General features: G+C 43.9%; 16 protein-coding genes and 2 pseudogenes. 11 read left to right on the top strand and 7 right to left on the bottom strand.

The annotated features are described in order from the left end of the window. Window positions 1-188 (top strand): annotated as a pseudogene (locus tag NDI44_RS28435) (transposase); the annotation flags it as partial. 125 nt (window positions 189-313) lie between these two features. Further along, window positions 314-544, top strand: a complete 231-nt coding sequence (locus NDI44_RS28430) for a hypothetical protein (RefSeq protein ID WP_348235340.1) — start codon at window positions 314-316, stop codon at window positions 542-544. 36 nt (window positions 545-580) lie between these two features. Here NDI44_RS28430 and NDI44_RS28425 read toward each other — a convergent pair whose 3' ends face one another. Next, a complete protein-coding gene (locus NDI44_RS28425) occupies window positions 581-841 on the bottom strand; it encodes a hypothetical protein (protein ID WP_190413006.1) in 261 nt (86 codons plus the stop codon). Between the two features lie 105 nt (window positions 842-946). Here NDI44_RS28425 and NDI44_RS28420 point away from each other — a divergent pair, with 105 nt between their 5' ends. Further along, window positions 947-1,096 carry a hypothetical protein gene (locus tag NDI44_RS28420; protein WP_190413005.1) on the top strand — a complete coding sequence of 50 codons (150 nt, stop codon included), beginning with the start codon at window positions 947-949 and terminating at the stop codon, window positions 1,094-1,096. Between the two features lie 94 nt (window positions 1,097-1,190). On the opposite strand, the gene NDI44_RS28415 is transcribed toward NDI44_RS28420, so the two are convergent. The 4 genes from NDI44_RS28415 to acpP form a co-directional block, all read right to left on the bottom strand. After that, window positions 1,191-1,322: a hypothetical protein gene (locus tag NDI44_RS28415; protein ID WP_277877581.1), complete on the bottom strand. Its 132-nt coding sequence runs from the start codon at window positions 1,320-1,322 to the stop codon at window positions 1,191-1,193. Between the two features lie 81 nt (window positions 1,323-1,403). Continuing rightward, on the bottom strand, window positions 1,404-3,416 hold the full coding sequence (gene tkt, locus NDI44_RS28410) for a transketolase (protein WP_190413004.1): 2,013 nt from the start codon (window positions 3,414-3,416) through the stop codon (window positions 1,404-1,406). A 287-nt stretch (window positions 3,417-3,703) separates the two neighbouring features. Then, entirely contained in the window at window positions 3,704-4,957 is a 1,254-nt protein-coding gene (fabF, locus tag NDI44_RS28405; protein WP_190413003.1) for a beta-ketoacyl-ACP synthase II, read from the bottom strand. 205 nt (window positions 4,958-5,162) lie between these two features. Beyond that, entirely contained in the window at window positions 5,163-5,414 is a 252-nt protein-coding gene (gene acpP, locus NDI44_RS28400) for an acyl carrier protein (RefSeq protein WP_190413002.1), read from the bottom strand. 379 nt (window positions 5,415-5,793) lie between these two features. On the opposite strand from acpP, the gene NDI44_RS28395 reads away from it, so the two are divergent. The 5 genes from NDI44_RS28395 (at window position 5,794) to NDI44_RS28375 (ending at window position 10,368) form a co-directional block, all read left to right on the top strand. Next, window positions 5,794-6,699 carry a CoB--CoM heterodisulfide reductase iron-sulfur subunit B family protein gene (locus NDI44_RS28395; protein WP_190413001.1) on the top strand — a complete coding sequence of 302 codons (906 nt, stop codon included), beginning with the start codon at window positions 5,794-5,796 and terminating at the stop codon, window positions 6,697-6,699. 220 nt (window positions 6,700-6,919) lie between these two features. Beyond that, window positions 6,920-7,405 (top strand): hypothetical protein, encoded by a 486-nt coding sequence (locus tag NDI44_RS28390; RefSeq protein ID WP_190413000.1) that lies wholly within the window; start codon window positions 6,920-6,922, stop codon window positions 7,403-7,405. Between the two features lie 548 nt (window positions 7,406-7,953). Beyond that, window positions 7,954-8,661 carry a response regulator transcription factor gene (locus NDI44_RS28385; RefSeq protein ID WP_190412999.1) on the top strand — a complete coding sequence of 236 codons (708 nt, stop codon included), beginning with the start codon at window positions 7,954-7,956 and terminating at the stop codon, window positions 8,659-8,661. A gap of 1 nt (window position 8,662) precedes the next feature. Then, entirely contained in the window at window positions 8,663-9,760 is a 1,098-nt protein-coding gene (locus NDI44_RS28380; RefSeq protein ID WP_190412998.1) for a HAMP domain-containing sensor histidine kinase, read from the top strand. A 407-nt stretch (window positions 9,761-10,167) separates the two neighbouring features. Beyond that, on the top strand, window positions 10,168-10,368 hold the full coding sequence (locus NDI44_RS28375) for a hypothetical protein (protein WP_190412997.1): 201 nt from the start codon (window positions 10,168-10,170) through the stop codon (window positions 10,366-10,368). Between the two features lie 144 nt (window positions 10,369-10,512). Here the strand turns inward: NDI44_RS28375 and NDI44_RS28370 are convergent, their stop codons facing one another. After that, window positions 10,513-10,698 carry a hypothetical protein gene (locus NDI44_RS28370; RefSeq protein WP_190412996.1) on the bottom strand — a complete coding sequence of 62 codons (186 nt, stop codon included), beginning with the start codon at window positions 10,696-10,698 and terminating at the stop codon, window positions 10,513-10,515. A 342-nt stretch (window positions 10,699-11,040) separates the two neighbouring features. Between NDI44_RS28370 and NDI44_RS28365 the strand changes: the two genes are divergently transcribed. The 3 genes from NDI44_RS28365 to NDI44_RS28355 all read left to right on the top strand — a co-directional run bounded on the left by NDI44_RS28365 (window position 11,041) and on the right by NDI44_RS28355 (window position 14,272). Beyond that, window positions 11,041-12,249 carry a site-specific integrase gene (locus tag NDI44_RS28365; RefSeq protein WP_190412995.1) on the top strand — a complete coding sequence of 403 codons (1,209 nt, stop codon included), beginning with the start codon at window positions 11,041-11,043 and terminating at the stop codon, window positions 12,247-12,249. A gap of 571 nt (window positions 12,250-12,820) precedes the next feature. Beyond that, the gene (locus NDI44_RS28360; RefSeq protein ID WP_190412994.1) at window positions 12,821-13,000 is read left to right on the top strand and encodes a hypothetical protein; all 180 of its coding nucleotides are present in this window, start codon (window positions 12,821-12,823) and stop codon (window positions 12,998-13,000) included. Between the two features lie 117 nt (window positions 13,001-13,117). Then, window positions 13,118-14,272, top strand: a complete 1,155-nt coding sequence (locus NDI44_RS28355; RefSeq protein WP_190412993.1) for a virulence-associated E family protein — start codon at window positions 13,118-13,120, stop codon at window positions 14,270-14,272. Window positions 14,273-14,379: 107 nt separating this feature from the next. Here NDI44_RS28355 and NDI44_RS28350 read toward each other — a convergent pair. Further along, a pseudogene (locus NDI44_RS28350) lies at window positions 14,380-14,475 on the bottom strand (IS5/IS1182 family transposase); the annotation flags it as partial.

Raw genomic sequence — 14,475 nt, 5'->3', positions numbered from 1 at the left:
AAGCTTGCCAATGTCGTAAAGCTAGAATTCAAAGAAATCACATCGCTTGTGCGATTCTAGCTTGGACTCACTTGAAAAGACTAGCTGCACTTAATGCTCAAACCATTTACCAAGTGAAATACCAGTGGCTTTCTGATTCCTTGATTGAGGAACTGAAACATCCTTCTATTCCCATGCAACTTGTATAACTTGTACGCTATATCTAGCGCCTTGGCGTAAGTCCTGAGCTAAAGAAGGGTTAATTGTCATTAACATTTCTAATCGATTCCTGAATCTTGAGCCGGTTTTGGGCGCTTTAGCTCAGGATTTAGGATTGTCTACACTGAGGCAGAGAGAAGCAGATATTTCTGAATCTGAGCGGGAAATCGGGAAATCTCCTTCTCACTGGGTGCTATTTGCTCGTAATCAAAAAGATTTGGGCAATCTCGTCAGTGACTCGCGCTGGCAACCCATCCCGGAAACAAAATCAGCGCCTCTGTGGACAGATGATTTTTCTAATATCTTCCGAGTATTACGTGCCTTTGCAGCTAGAAAAGCCGGGTGAATGACAGATGCGATGCGATCGCACGCCGTATACAATCTACCGTAGCTGCCGTAATACTTTGATTTGTGAGGTGTTGAGTGTGGATGAGTTGGCAAAAGCATCGAGATAAGGAGGCTGATTCAAATAAATTGATTGAGGCGCTGTCTCGGTAGCCATTCTCTTGGCTTTTTCTTTAATTGATTTGAGTACCAGACGAACGACCCATGAAGAGAGTTGTGGATTTTCATCTATTTCGGTCATCAGAGCATCTAAATCGTTAACAATCGCCATCATTGGGTAGTTCAGGTCTTTTTGCATGACTTTCGCTCTTTATTTTCAATATTTGCTCGATTTACGCCTAAATCGCTCAGATTGAGCGATCAGCGTGTTCTTGTTGCGGTACTTACTTAAAATAAGAAACTTTTGCATAGCCCACAATCGTTGTTGTGTCACTCTCTTAGCCGACTTTCTACCCTGATGCTATTTCTGTGTTCTTTTTTAGCCGATGTAGTTGGCTACTCCTTGCTGTATCAACACTTGCGGCTTGGGGAAAAACGAGCGATCGCGCTTTGAAGTCCAAACAACTACTGCCTCTAGCAGTAGACAATTCTTCAACCGGCACACACAATCAAATTGAAATTTTTTTTCCTGAAGTAGAAGATGGGAATCAATCGAAGTGACAATGCCATGTTAAATCCGCCTGATTCCCCGCCATTAAGCGCAACCCTACCCTGATAGAGCCTGCGGCTCCAGCTTTCCTTGCCAAGAGCAGGTAGGGATTAGGGTGAGGTTCTGGCATTGCCCACCCCTACTTAACTCAGATGTGAATAAAAAAGGGGGGACTTTTCAGCCCACCCTACAAGAGACTATTTCCTAGCTATTAGCCCAACAGAGCCTTCGCCTTCGCGACTACGTTATCAACATTGAAGCCGAACTTCTCTAGAGCAACTGGCCCTGGAGCAGAAACGCCAAAGCGGTCAATGCTAATCATCGCGCCTTCATTTCCGAGGTAACGGCACCAGCCGAAACTAGAAGCGGCTTCTACAGCTAGGCGCTTAGTGACAGCCTTGGGTAATACAGATTCCCGGTAAGCTTCATCCTGCTCGTCGAACAACTCCCAGCTGGGCAGGGAAACGACACGGACTTTCTTCCCTTCACCGCGCAACTGGTCTGCTGCCTTGGCGCAAAGTTGCAGTTCGCTTCCGTTGCCAATCAAGATAATCTCAGGCGTGCCATCGCTATCGGAAAGGATGTAACCACCCTTAGTGGTGCCTTCAATCGAAGTGCCAGCCAAGTTGGGCTGTGCTAAACGAGACAGCGCCAGAAGGGTCGGACGATGCTGGTTAGCTGCCTCAATCGCCACTTTATAACAACCAGAGGTTTCGTTTCCATCAGCAGGACGCATTACCGTTAGCTGGGGAATAGCCCGCAGGGAGGCAATCGTTTCCACAGGTTGGTGAGTAGGGCCATCTTCACCTAACTGGATTGAGTCGTGGGTCATTACCCAGATCACGCCCGCATGAGAGAGCGCTGAGAGACGAATCGCTGCCCGCATATAGTCAGCAAAGACTAAGAAGGTTGCCCCATAGGGAATCAAACCTGTGCCGTGCAGAGCAATGCCATTACAAATCGCTCCCATACCGTGTTCGCGGACGCCAAAGCGCAGGTTGCGATTTTCGTAGTGACCTTTGAGGAAGTCCCCAGAACTCTTGATTAAGGTCATGCAGGAACCAGCCAAGTCAGCTGAACCACCCAAGAGTTCGGGTAAAATTCCAGCTAGAGAATTCAAGCATTTTCCAGAGTGATTGCGGGTAGCATCTGCTTTGTCTTCTGGGGTGTAGGTGGGGAGAACTTTGTCCCAACCTTCTGGCAGTTTGTTGCTAATTAGCCGTTCTAATTCAGCCGCTTCCTCTTCATATTTGGCTTTGTAATTTTCCCAGTTTTTATTCCACTCTTCCTCATACTTAGCACCGCGCTCGATTGCCTTGCGCCAATGGTTGAGGGCATCTTCTGGAACTTCAAAAGGCTCGTATTCCCAACCCAGATGCTCGCGAGTTGCTTTCACTTCATCCCCACCCAAGGCAGAACCATGTACGCCGTGGGTGTTGGCTTTATTGGGAGAACCGTAACCAATGGTAGTGGCAACTTTAATTAATGAAGGCTTATCAGTAACAGCTTTAGCGGCTTCAATTGCTTTGTGAATTGCCTCTAGGTCGGTGTTGCCGTCTTCTACGGTTAGGACGTGCCAGCCGTAGGCTTCATAGCGCTTGCCGACATCTTCGGTGAACGATAAATCGGTGTGACCGTCGATGGTGATTTTGTTGTCATCGTACAGGGCAATCAGTTTGCCCAGCCCCAGGTGTCCGGCTAGGGAACAAGCTTCGGCAGAGACGCCTTCTTGGTTGCAACCATCACCCAAAATTACATAAGTGTAGTGGTCTACGATCGTATGATCGGGCTTGTTAAATTTAGCTGCTAGATGAGCTTCAGCCATTGCTAAGCCTACAGCGTTAGAAATTCCTTGACCGAGGGGACCTGTAGTGACTTCTACGCCTCGAGTCATGAAGTTTTCCGGGTGACCGGGAGTTTTCGATTCCCACTGCCGGAACTGCTTGAGGTCTTCAATCGTTAAATCTTCGTAACCAGTTAAATACAGTAAGGCGTACTGTAACATGGAGCCGTGACCGGCAGAGAGGACGAAGCGATCGCGATTGAACCATTTGGGATTTTTTGGGTTATACCGCATAAAGCGGTCCCAAAGCACAAATGCCATTGGAGCCGCGCCCATCGGTAGCCCTGGATGCCCTGATTTTGCCTTCTCTACGGCGTCAATCGCCAGAAAGCGGACGGAGTTAATACAAAGTTCTTCGAGTGATTGGGTTGCAACGGCCATAATCTCTTCTACTTAACGACGGTTTAGCACGCTAATTGGCTGAGCGGGAAGTTGAATGCTCTGGATCGCCCTAAGCACCCATTAACCGATCATCCCATTAGCCGGATGGATGGGCAAGTCGTGGGCAGTATTAAGGGATCGCCATTCCATCGAAATAGGTGGTCTTGCTTACCCCATGTCGATTCGGAATGGGAGATCCCATACTTTGTGAGAAACAGGATAAATTATAAAGGGTGAAGGATTAAATTTTTTTCCCCTCACCCGACCCGCTGATATTTTTATCGCCCCTATCTGTACTTTTTAAATGCGAGTGTCACGTTGTGACCGCCAAACCCGAAAGAGTTCGACAGCGCCACCTCGACGGTTTGAGAGCGACTTTTATTGGGTACATAATCCAGGTCACAACCCGGATCGGGGTTTTCCAGGTTGATCGTGGGAGGAATCTGGTCTTGGGCGATCGCCATCACCGTAGCAACTGCTTCAATCCCGCCAGAACCCCCTAGCAGGTGCCCCGTCATCGATTTGGTGGAGCTAACCGCCACTTTGTAGGCAACACTCTCACCTAAAGCCTTTTTGATCGCTGCTGTCTCAGTCACATCGTTGGCTGGTGTGCTGGTTCCATGAGCATTGACGTAGCTAACTCGATCGGGAGCCAATCCTGCATCTTTCAAAGCTAGCTGCATGGCTCTACTAGCTCCTTCACCACCTGGAACGGGTGCAGTCATATGGTAGGCATCACAAGTCATGCCGTAGCCAACAATTTCTGCATAAATCCGAGCGCCACGGCTCAAGGCGTGTTCCAGTTCTTCCAACACTAAAATGCCAGCGCCTTCACCCATGACAAAGCCATCGCGATCGCGATCGAAAGGACGACAAGCATGAGCCGAGTCGTCATTGCGCGTCGAAAGTGCCCGTGCTGAAGAAAATCCAGCCAACGATAAAGGTGTCACGGCGGCTTCGCTGCCACCACAAATCATCGCTTGGGCATATCCCCCTTGAATCAGGCGAAAGGCATCTCCCACCGCGTTAGAGCCAGAGGCACAGGCTGTCACTGGGCAAGAGTTTGGCCCTTTGGCACCCGTGTGGATTGCCGTTAAACCCGCTGCCATGTTGGCAATCATCATGGGAATCATAAACGGGCTACAGCGGTCGGGACCACGACTCAAGTAGATTTCTTGCTGGTCTTCCAACACTTTAAGACCGCCCACCCCGCTGCCAATGATGACGCCGACTTGTTCTGCGTTCAGCTCATTAATGACAAATTGAGAGTCTGCGATCGCCTGCTTGCTCGCAGCTACCGCAAATTGAGCAAAGCGATCCATCCGCTTTGCTTCCTTACGCTCCAGGTATGTGTGGGGGTCAAATCCCTTGACTTCACCAGCGATGCGACAATCATGCCGGGAAGGATCGAACAATGTAATCGGACCAATGCCATTTGTGCCGCTCAACAACCCTGACCAATAATCTGTCAAAGTGTTGCCTATCGGTGTAATCGCGCCGAGACCTGTTACAACAACGCGCTTCCGTTCAAAATTTGTCATTATGCCAGTAATAGATGGGTTTTGCACCCAAAACGCAAAACAGTAATAGGACCGAGGAAAGAAGACTTAGAACTAAGTATCTATTGTTATTTTCAACTTAGGACTTCCCTGTGGGCGAGTTTTGCACCGAGTTTTAATTAGTTTTAATTAACGCGCCCGAAGAAAATTCTTCTTTACCCGCCCCTACAGCATTCAGCACGATTATTTATGCCGAAGCCGCCACTTTGCCACTGATGTAGTCCACAACGGCTTGAACGGTGGCAATTTGCTCAGCTGCCTCGTCTGGAATTTCGATATCAAACTCTTCTTCCAATGCCATTACGAGTTCAACCGTATCGAGGGAATCCGCTCCCAGATCGTTAGCAAAGTTAGCTTGTGGCGTGACTTCGTCGGGTGCAACCTCCAGTTGTTCCGCCACAATCTTCTTGACTCTTGCAAAAATTTCCTCTTGGCTCATATTGATCCTCTACCCATTCCCTCAAGCTATGTTCTTAGGGTTATACGGTTCTAAGCATCTCTTCATCTTATCTGAAAGAGGGGACAACAAAAGCGATAGATAGTCGCTTCTCCAAGTGGCACTCTTCTATTGAAACTTAAACGAATGTCACCAGTTGCCCCCAGTATGGGATGGACAAGCGATGATAGGGGTAAAGGGAGTGCTGAGAACTGTTAGCGTAGAGGCGTGAAAGTGCGGACTGAGGGAAAAAAAGAAAAAAGTAATTTTTTGCTCCTCCTGATTCCTGACATTCCTCTGCTCAGTCCGAGCTAACGCCCCGCTACGCTAACAGTCCTGAATTCTCAGTCCTTCTGAATTGCCTTTGGTCTTTCGTCAAAATATGGCATCCCCGACTCTTAAATATGCTTACTTTCCCGGCTGCGTTGCTCAAGGCGCTTGCCGGGAGCTTTACCAGTCTACAGCAGCCCTCACCCAAGCCCTGGGCATCGAACTGATTGAGCTAAAAAAAGCTGCTTGTTGTGGTTCTGGTACCTACAAAGAAGATTCTCAACTGCTAGAAGATACGGTAAACGCTCGCAATATTGCTCTAGCAGAAGAACTGAATCTGCCGTTGTTAACCCATTGCAGTACCTGCCAGGGCGTAATTGGTCATGTGGATGAGCGTTTGAAGGACTCCCAACAATCAAACCCGGCTTATATAGAACAGGTGAATGGCTTACTGAAGAAAGAAGGCTGTTCTCCTTATCAAGGCAATACAGAAGTCAAACATCTGCTTTGGGCATTAGTCGCCGATTATGGACTAGAGGAGTTGCAAAATCGAGTTAGCCGCAAACTAGCTGGCTTGAAGTGTGCGGCATTTTATGGCTGCTATTTGCTCCGCGCCCAAACTCATATCCCCTATGACGACCCTCTCCAACCCGAATCGATGGAAAATGTGTTTCGGGCAGTAGGGGCGACGCCAGTTTACTACCGAGGACGCACCCAGTGTTGTGGATGGCCTCTTTCCAGCTATGCCACCACGCAATCTTTCAAGATGGCTGGGTCGCACATTCAAGAAGCCCTCGATGCAGGTGCTGATTGTATGGTGACGCCTTGTCCCCTGTGCCATCTAAATCTCGACTCTCGTCAACCGGAGGTTGAAAAAACGATCGGGCATAAGTTAGGTTTGCCAGTGCTGCATTTACCCCAGTTAATTTCTCTGGCGCTGGGGATTAGCCCGAAGCAGCTCGGTTTGGATAGACACATTGTCTCAACTCATCCGGTGTTGGAAAAATTGGGCTTTTAGAGGGTAGGGTGGGCTACTTTAGTCCTAGCATCGGTGTCGTCTAAGTTTAGAAAATTCACCACTTTGATTGTTTCCTAGAAACTGTCTCGGCGGCTTGGCAGCGCGAGGCAGTTTCTACAAAATCTGACAAATTTGATGTGACATGACAAAGGCTTTCAGGTTAAAAGAATGTTAGGCGTCGGCATAAGTTTATAATTCCGATTAGGGATTGAAATAAGCGATGGATTTTGAACCAGAAGTTACTGCAACCTCAATGCCCGAAGCAACTGAATTTGCTGAACCACCAGAGCGAAGCGCCTTCGGAGCTGCGACGCTAACACCTTTGGAGTTTCTGCGAGACACCGAAGGGTTGCTGCGACGCAAAACCTTAGCAACTCTGTCGCCGGTGTTGCCGCCGCCAGTGGCAATCAGTTTGCAAGATGCTTCCGAGGTGGCTGATGAATCTCTCAACCAACTGGCAGAGATTGACTTGGATGAAATCAGCGATGAGGAATTGAAACCAGCTCGTATTCTAATTGGTTTGACTTTTTCGGGATTTGGGGCGCTTTTTCTGGTTTTGTTGCTGCTTTATCTGTATCTCTTGCATCCAGAACTTAGCCCTGTTGAGCAGGTGCGGGAATATTGGTATCAGTATATTTGGTTTGTCTGTTTGGGCGTTGCCGGAATGATGATGCTAGGTCGAGAGGCAATGCGTCCAAAAGATTAAAAATTAAATTCCTTAATTCTTAATTATCAGGGTTCTGAAAGTAACCATTGTGGCTAAACCAAATATTCAAAAAGTAACCGCTATAGCTAAAGCAAATATTAAACTTATCCAAGTAGCTTAGCTCAATATTACAAGCTTCTCAACTCCCGGAAGCCTTGTCTTTGATTGCCCAACGCTGGGGCTATGTTAACGTTCGGTAGCGCGTTTTCACCATTTGCACTACAGCGGCTTGAACTCTAGCGAGTTACAAAATGATAGGCTAAAATCCTTGCTGAGTCTGAGTTTGGTGTATTCGCACGAGAAAGAAGCGCGATCGATTGGAGCCTATCAAAGCCCCGAATTACCATTAGAACTATCGAAGTATTGAGAATCTCAGAAGGAACTGGTTTAACATTACTTAGCTTAGGATTGAGTAAGTTAAGGTTTCATAGTTTATCATCACTGAATCCAATCCTTGCAGAATTATTTGCTGGTTCTGCACCAGATGGATGAATTTAAAATGACATAGAAAGAATTTTTTTATTATCTTTATATGTTTCTTGAGCAATATGGATATTTTGATTGTTGAGGATGAACCGGAAATTGCTAAACTCATCCAAATAACTTTAGAAAAAGAGGGGTTTTCCTGTCATCTGAGTCGCGATGGTCTGAGAGCTTTACAAGTTTTTCAGGAGCAACAACCAGATTTAATCATTCTCGACTTGATGTTACCGGGTTTGGATGGCCTGGAAGTGTGTGCCAGAATACGGCAGAAACCAGGAGCGAAAGATCCCTATATTTTGATGCTAACGGCTAGAGGGGAAGAAATTGACCGGGTAATTGGTCTGTCTACGGGTGCTGATGATTACCTTGTCAAGCCGTTCAGCCCTAGAGAACTGGTTGCCAGAGTTCGGGCGTTACTTCGGCGTAGCCTGCGTCAGGGCGGACAACATCAGGTTTATCGCACTCAGCATTTCACGGTTGATGTAGAGCAGCACTCTGCCTCTCGTCAACTGAGTCCCCATCCTTGGGAAGCACTTGATTTGACTACCTTAGAATTTAATCTCTTAACAACGTTTATCAGTCATCCCAGTCGCGTCTGGAACCGAACGCAACTCATTGAGAAGCTTTGGGGGAACGATTTTTTTGGCGATGAACGGGTGGTGGATACTCATGTGGCTCGGTTGCGGAAAAAAATTGAACCAGACCCAGCGAATCCTACCTTTATTAAGACAGTAGTTGGTGTGGGCTATAAGTTTGAAGATTCACCTCTATAAAATGCCCCGGAATAAAATGGGACTGCGATCGCGCTTGTTTCTTTCCCATCTTCTAGTAATGATGGTAGGAGTGGGTAGTCTACTCGTTATCAGCAAACTGTCTTCTCCCCGCTTCTTTATCGTCCAGCTCGAACAAATCGAAGTCAGTGGCATACAGGTACGCTATGCTCGCAGGCAGCTGGTGAGAGGATTTGAAACAGCTTGGAGTCGCAGCACTTTCTTGTCATTTATTGCGGGTGCTACGGCGGCTGGTGGTTTGAGTTACTGGGTATCTCGTCGAATTACCCAGCCTTTGACCCAGATGGAACAAATTACCCGCAAGTTTGCTGCTGGGCATCTAGATGAGCGACTACCAAAAAGTGAAATTCCCGAACTCAACCGCCTGGGTTCTAGTTTTAACCGCATGGCGTCGAGTCTTGAAGGCGTGGAACAGCGGCGGCGAGAACTTATTAGTGACTTGACGCATGAACTCCGAACGCCCCTAACTGTGATTCGCGGGTACTTGGAAGAGATGGCTGACAGCAGGATTGAGCCATCGCCAGAAGTTTACCAGCAGTTGGTGAGGGAAACAACTCGGCTAGAGCGGTTAGTCAATGATTTGCAGGAACTCTCTAAAGCAGAGGCAGGGTATTTACCAATTAATCTCCACCCAGTTAATCTACGACCTTTATTAGAGTCCCTGTTGGAAAAATTTTCTGACCAGGTGCTGGAAGATGGCCCGGTGCTGCGCTTAGATTGTCCGCCCCAGATGCCCCCGGTCTTAGCTGATATTGACCGTGTGGAGCAGGTTCTGGTCAATTTGTTGGGAAATGCGCTGCTATATACCAGTGCTGGTTCGATTACGGTCAAAGCTTGGACTGAACCAAAACGCCTCTGGGTTGCTGTAGTTGATACGGGTCAAGGAATTGCACCAGAAGATATGCCGCATATCTTTGAGCGATTTTGGCGGGCTGAACAGTCTCGAAGCCAAAATTCTAGAGGAACCGGCATCGGTTTAGCGATTTCCTCCCGGTTGCTCGAATTGCAAGGCGGTCAGATTGAAGTAGAAAGTGAACTGGGAAAGGGTAGTACGTTTCGTTTTTTCTTGCCTTTAGCTTGACGGTCATACTTGAGCTAATGGCTGTATGGGGCTTTTGTAGAAGCGCCTCAATTTTTATAGATTTCCGGACTAACGCACTGTTGCTTGTTGCGCTTTCTACTGCCTACGGTTGGAGGGAACGTGTGTAATCTCGGAATTGCTTGCGTAAATGGCAAAGCAAGCGTTGATAAGTAATAGAGCGACCTAGCAAAGCAAAAATTAACTTTAGCAACAACCTTGATGGTTCGTTACTAGATCCTTGAATTATGAATTTTCGACATAACTTGCTCCTGTTGTTGGCATAACAGGCTTTGCCTCTGAGAAGGTGAGAAAATGCCTTAGTGCTAAGTTTTGTTAAGCAATAAAAATTCTCGATCTCTGGTATGGGAATGCTCAATAGAGAGAGATAAAGGACTCCGGATAAACTTATGATCTGTATAGAAGTGATTTACCTGTTGATAGCTGCTACTTTGTTTACCCTCTGGCTAGAATTGTTTAAGCGCGATCGCAGTTGGAATACGGAAGAAAGATTTTCCTCTTTTATCACTTTGACGGTCGCAACAGTTTTCTGGCCTGTGGTTCTTCCCATCGCTTACATAGAAGTCTTAAAAACTAAACAGAAATTATAATATTGCGCTGTCGTAACAAGTGCGAGTGAAATTTGCCTAAATCCACTTTCGCGGGTTTCAAAAGTTCGCGTAAATTAATCGGGCTTGCCAAAACCAAGTGGTTTTGGCAAGCCCGATTGCGTGGATATTAGAGTTAAGCCAACTCTAACCAAGAGGCGCTGCTTTCACGCGCTCTTGGAGAGCCACTAATCCCGGATTTCCAGATTGTACTACTGGCAGAGGGATTTTATTTTGTCTGTTAAGCGCGATCGCACGCTCTCCGGCAATATCACTACGCAATCCGGTACGTACTGCATAGACCTCTCGAATAAACCAGAAAGAGCAGGACAAAGCCAATCCAGCAGAAAAGCGGGTTGCCGTGAATCTAAATTCCTTAATTTATCGCTATATAGCTATTTATTATTAATCAGGATTTATGTAGACTCTACATAATCCCGATAAGAATGTAGCAGTGACAATCAGCTAAAATTTGTGCTGAATCTATGTTTTAGAAAATGCCAGGACGGAGATTTGAACTCCGGATACGAGGATTTTCAGTCCTCTGCAAAAAGAGCTATCTCTTCTACTGTATAAGACTTATAGCTTTTAGTAGATTTTTAGTAGAGGCTTTTAGTAGATTTTTAGTAGACTTGTTGCTACAGTTAACCTAAAAGGTTAGCTAGGAGTACACAGGTGAAAGAGATAATCCCGATCAACAACAATAACTCAATAGCTATACAGTTTCAGCTAGAAGGCAGAACATATAAATTTTCTCCTGTTAAAGGCGGTAAGTACAATAACCCAATAGATTTAGGACGTGCAAAAGCTGTTGCTACTCAAATTAGCTTAGATATTGCACAAGGCATTTTTGATCCGACCCTAGAAAAATATAAACCTAAAAAAACTAATACTGTATTACTAGCTCTACCTAAGAGCAGAACTGCTGAAGATGCAGAACGAGACTTAAATGAAGCAAAACAGGAACTAGCGCTTAAAACTATCTCAGTTACTGTCTGGGACAAATATGTTGATTTTAAACGCCCTAGTCTTTCACCATCGACAATAGCTAAGGATTTTACGAAGGTAAGAAATTATCTTCTTAAAGCTACAGAGGCTAAATTATTGAGTGCGACTGACTTACGTAGCTGGTTATTGAAACAAACTACACCAGGAGCTACTAAAAAAATCCTAGTGCAAATTTCGGCTTGTTGTAATTGGGCAGTTAAAGAAAGATTGATGAGTTTTAATCCCTTCGTCGGAATGGCGACGGAGATAAAACTACCAAAATCGGCTAAATCTAAGAAGATAGAAGCATTTACGAGAGAGGAAGAAAATGCAATTATAGAAGCGTTTAAAACTAATCGTTTTTGCTCAAAATACGACAGAATAAAGCATTCCTACTATTCTCCTTATGTAGAATTTTTATTTGCTACAGGTTGCAGACCTTCAGAGGCTATAGCATTGCAATGGAAACATATATCACAGGATTTCAAAACTATTACGTTTGAACAATCTGTAGTAGATAGCGAAACAGGCAGAACATTAAAATCAGGTTTAAAAACGCAAGCTGAAAGAATAGTTCCTACAAGTAACAGAGTTCAGAATCTACTCCAATCAATCAAAACTGAAGATTGTAAGCCTGATTCTCTAGTATTTCCTAGTCCAGATGGAACCTGGATAGATCCGCATAATTTCTGTAATCGTCAATGGAAGCCTATTCTAAAAGGATTAGATATGCCATATCGAAAACCCTATTGTACGAGACATACTCTAATTACTAACGCTCTAGAAGCCGGATACGATGCTAAAGATATAGCAACACTAGCAGGTAATTCAGCAGAAATGATTTACCGCAACTATGCTTCTACTAATAAAGAACTACGCTTACCAGATATTATTTAATTGCAACAGTCGCTCCAAGTCAAAAGCAGCAACTAAATTTAACTTGACTTTGAGACATACTCAAGTTACTAACAGGATAGTACAACACGCTACTATCCTTTTCTATTACCCAAATTAGGCAATATTTTAGTGTTTTTGGCATACAAAAATAGCTGGACGATGTTTACAGTATTTGAAATAAAACCTTCTTAAAAACGTTCAAATTTTAACTTATACCAAGCATTTTTTAGCTATCAATTTAATAAAAACTCTAATAATTACTTGCAGTTAGAATATTTTTTTAGGTATACTTAAAGATAGGTAAAGTTTTATAGCTTACCTTCCTGAACCTTGACAACTGAATCTCAAAGCGTATCCTCCAGGGACTCCTGTAACCGATTGTTACCCGGAAGGTTTCAATCCCTAGATAACGGAAAGTACGTATTGCCCTGACAAGGCTGTCGGACAGGAGAGGTAAAGGAAAGAAAGAGATTCTGCATAAGAAACTACACTGCTGAGAAATCTCAGTTGTCTATTCCCATGTTTACATTATGTATGTCCGCTTATTCTGATTATTCTGAGTTTAATTAAAATGCCGAAAATCGTCACTAACCCATTAAATAAAATAGTAGCCACTAAACTTTCTAAAGAAGACTATCAAAGCCTAGCAACGATTGCTAAAAAACTTTGTATTAGCCTATCTGAATTACTAAGGAAAATAGCTTTAGAACACATTAAAGAAGACTCCCTTGATGATCTAAAGCTCTTTTAGACAAAGTTTGAAATAAAAAAACCGTTGAATATATCTTCAACGGAATTATTAAATAATGTTTTAGTTTTATGTGTTTTATGTGTTTCATGCGTTTTAACCATTTCCATGATATCAACTATGAATCACTACAAGTATCAACAGACAAAACAAATTATAGAAACTCATTACTCTTCTAGATTAAAATATCATAGCGTTACTAAAGATATTTATCTAGATAATAAAATTTTTAAGATTGCTGAATTTAGAGCAGAAGTAGAGGAAAACCACAGCATTCTTTTAGACGCCGATAAATATATATATGAAAGAGCTTACTTATGTGCAAAGAATAATCCTTTTAATCCTCTAGAAGATTATTTAGAGGATTGTATTAAAAAACATCCAGATGTAGATTATCAAGAAGTTTTTGATGAATTAAGTGAAAAAGGGTTACATATAGCTCCACATAACTTAGAAGCAAAGTATCTATCTAAAACTTTAGTAGGTGCAGTTGCTAGAGTTTTTGATCCTGGATGCAAATTTGATACTGTACTAATACTCAAAGGTGGTCAAGGATTTAATAAAACTACTTTCTTTCAAGAACTAGCTGGTAATGACTCTTTTACTTCAAGGCACTTGCCAAAATCTAATAAAGATGAATTGATGATCTGCAATAGCAAATGGTTCATCGAATTAGGAGAATGTGAAAGTACCATTAAACCTTCCGTAATGAGTGAATTAAAAGCTTTTATTACTATACAAGAAGATTCATTCAGAAAACCTTACGCTGACAAACCTATTACAGTAAAACGTTCATTCATTCTGGTAGGCACTACTAATCAAGATCAGTTTTTAGTAGATCCAACAGGGAATAGAATATTCTGGGTTATTGATATTAACCAAAAGATCAATATTGATTGGATTAAAAAAAATAGAGATTTAATATGGGCAGCAGCAGTTAAAGCATATCGAGCTGAGTATCCTGTCCATCTAACTGAAACTCAACAGCACTTGAGTAATGCTATAAACATGAATCATCAACAATCTGATATGTGGGAAGATTTAGTGAATAATTGGGTATCAAAGCAAGAAGATCCATTTACTTTAAGTGATGTTTTAGTTAAAGCTATAGGTAAAGAACCTAAGAGTTGGAAACGTTCAGATGCGACTCGTGTTGTATCTATCTTGGAATCTATGGGATTAAAAAAACCTGATAAAGCTACGAGAGTCAATGGTAAAGATAAACCCGGTAAATATTGGGATCCTAGCCAACTTAGCTCTTGTGTAACTAGCTAATTGTTCAGTTACAACTCAGTTACAAGCTGGAACTCTTATCATTAAAGGGTTTCAGCTATTTTGTAACTATGTAACCATGTAACTAAAAAATAGACCTCCTGCATGAATCAGGAGGCATGTGCCAGTTCGTAGTTCAGCAAGCCAGCAATTAGGTTTAAGCGCAAACCAAATCTCTGCCTGCGATTGCGATAACGTCCTGAAAA

The organism is Trichocoleus sp. DQ-A3 (assembly GCF_039961975.1).
Lineage (GTDB): Bacteria > Cyanobacteriota > Cyanobacteriia > Cyanobacteriales > FACHB-T130 > FACHB-T130.
The sequence above is the reverse complement of the archived record's forward strand: the minus strand, read 5'-3'. Positions and strand labels throughout refer to the sequence as shown.

Coding starts and splice junctions, on each gene's coding strand:
- NDI44_RS28425 (WP_190413006.1), bottom strand. CDS start 841: ATGCAAAAAGACCTGAACTACCCAATGATGGCGATTGTTAACGATTTA.
- NDI44_RS28415 (WP_277877581.1), bottom strand. CDS start 1,322: ATGCCAGAACCTCACCCTAATCCCTACCTGCTCTTGGCAAGGAAAGCT.
- tkt (WP_190413004.1), bottom strand. CDS start 3,416: ATGGCCGTTGCAACCCAATCACTCGAAGAACTTTGTATTAACTCCGTC.
- fabF (WP_190413003.1), bottom strand. CDS start 4,957: ATGACAAATTTTGAACGGAAGCGCGTTGTTGTAACAGGTCTCGGCGCG.
- acpP (WP_190413002.1), bottom strand. CDS start 5,414: ATGAGCCAAGAGGAAATTTTTGCAAGAGTCAAGAAGATTGTGGCGGAA.
- NDI44_RS28395 (WP_190413001.1), top strand. CDS start 5,794: ATGGCATCCCCGACTCTTAAATATGCTTACTTTCCCGGCTGCGTTGCT.
- NDI44_RS28390 (WP_190413000.1), top strand. CDS start 6,920: ATGGATTTTGAACCAGAAGTTACTGCAACCTCAATGCCCGAAGCAACT.
- NDI44_RS28385 (WP_190412999.1), top strand. CDS start 7,954: ATGGATATTTTGATTGTTGAGGATGAACCGGAAATTGCTAAACTCATC.
- NDI44_RS28380 (WP_190412998.1), top strand. CDS start 8,663: ATGCCCCGGAATAAAATGGGACTGCGATCGCGCTTGTTTCTTTCCCAT.
- NDI44_RS28375 (WP_190412997.1), top strand. CDS start 10,168: ATGATCTGTATAGAAGTGATTTACCTGTTGATAGCTGCTACTTTGTTT.
- NDI44_RS28360 (WP_190412994.1), top strand. CDS start 12,821: ATGCCGAAAATCGTCACTAACCCATTAAATAAAATAGTAGCCACTAAA.
- NDI44_RS28355 (WP_190412993.1), top strand. CDS start 13,118: ATGAATCACTACAAGTATCAACAGACAAAACAAATTATAGAAACTCAT.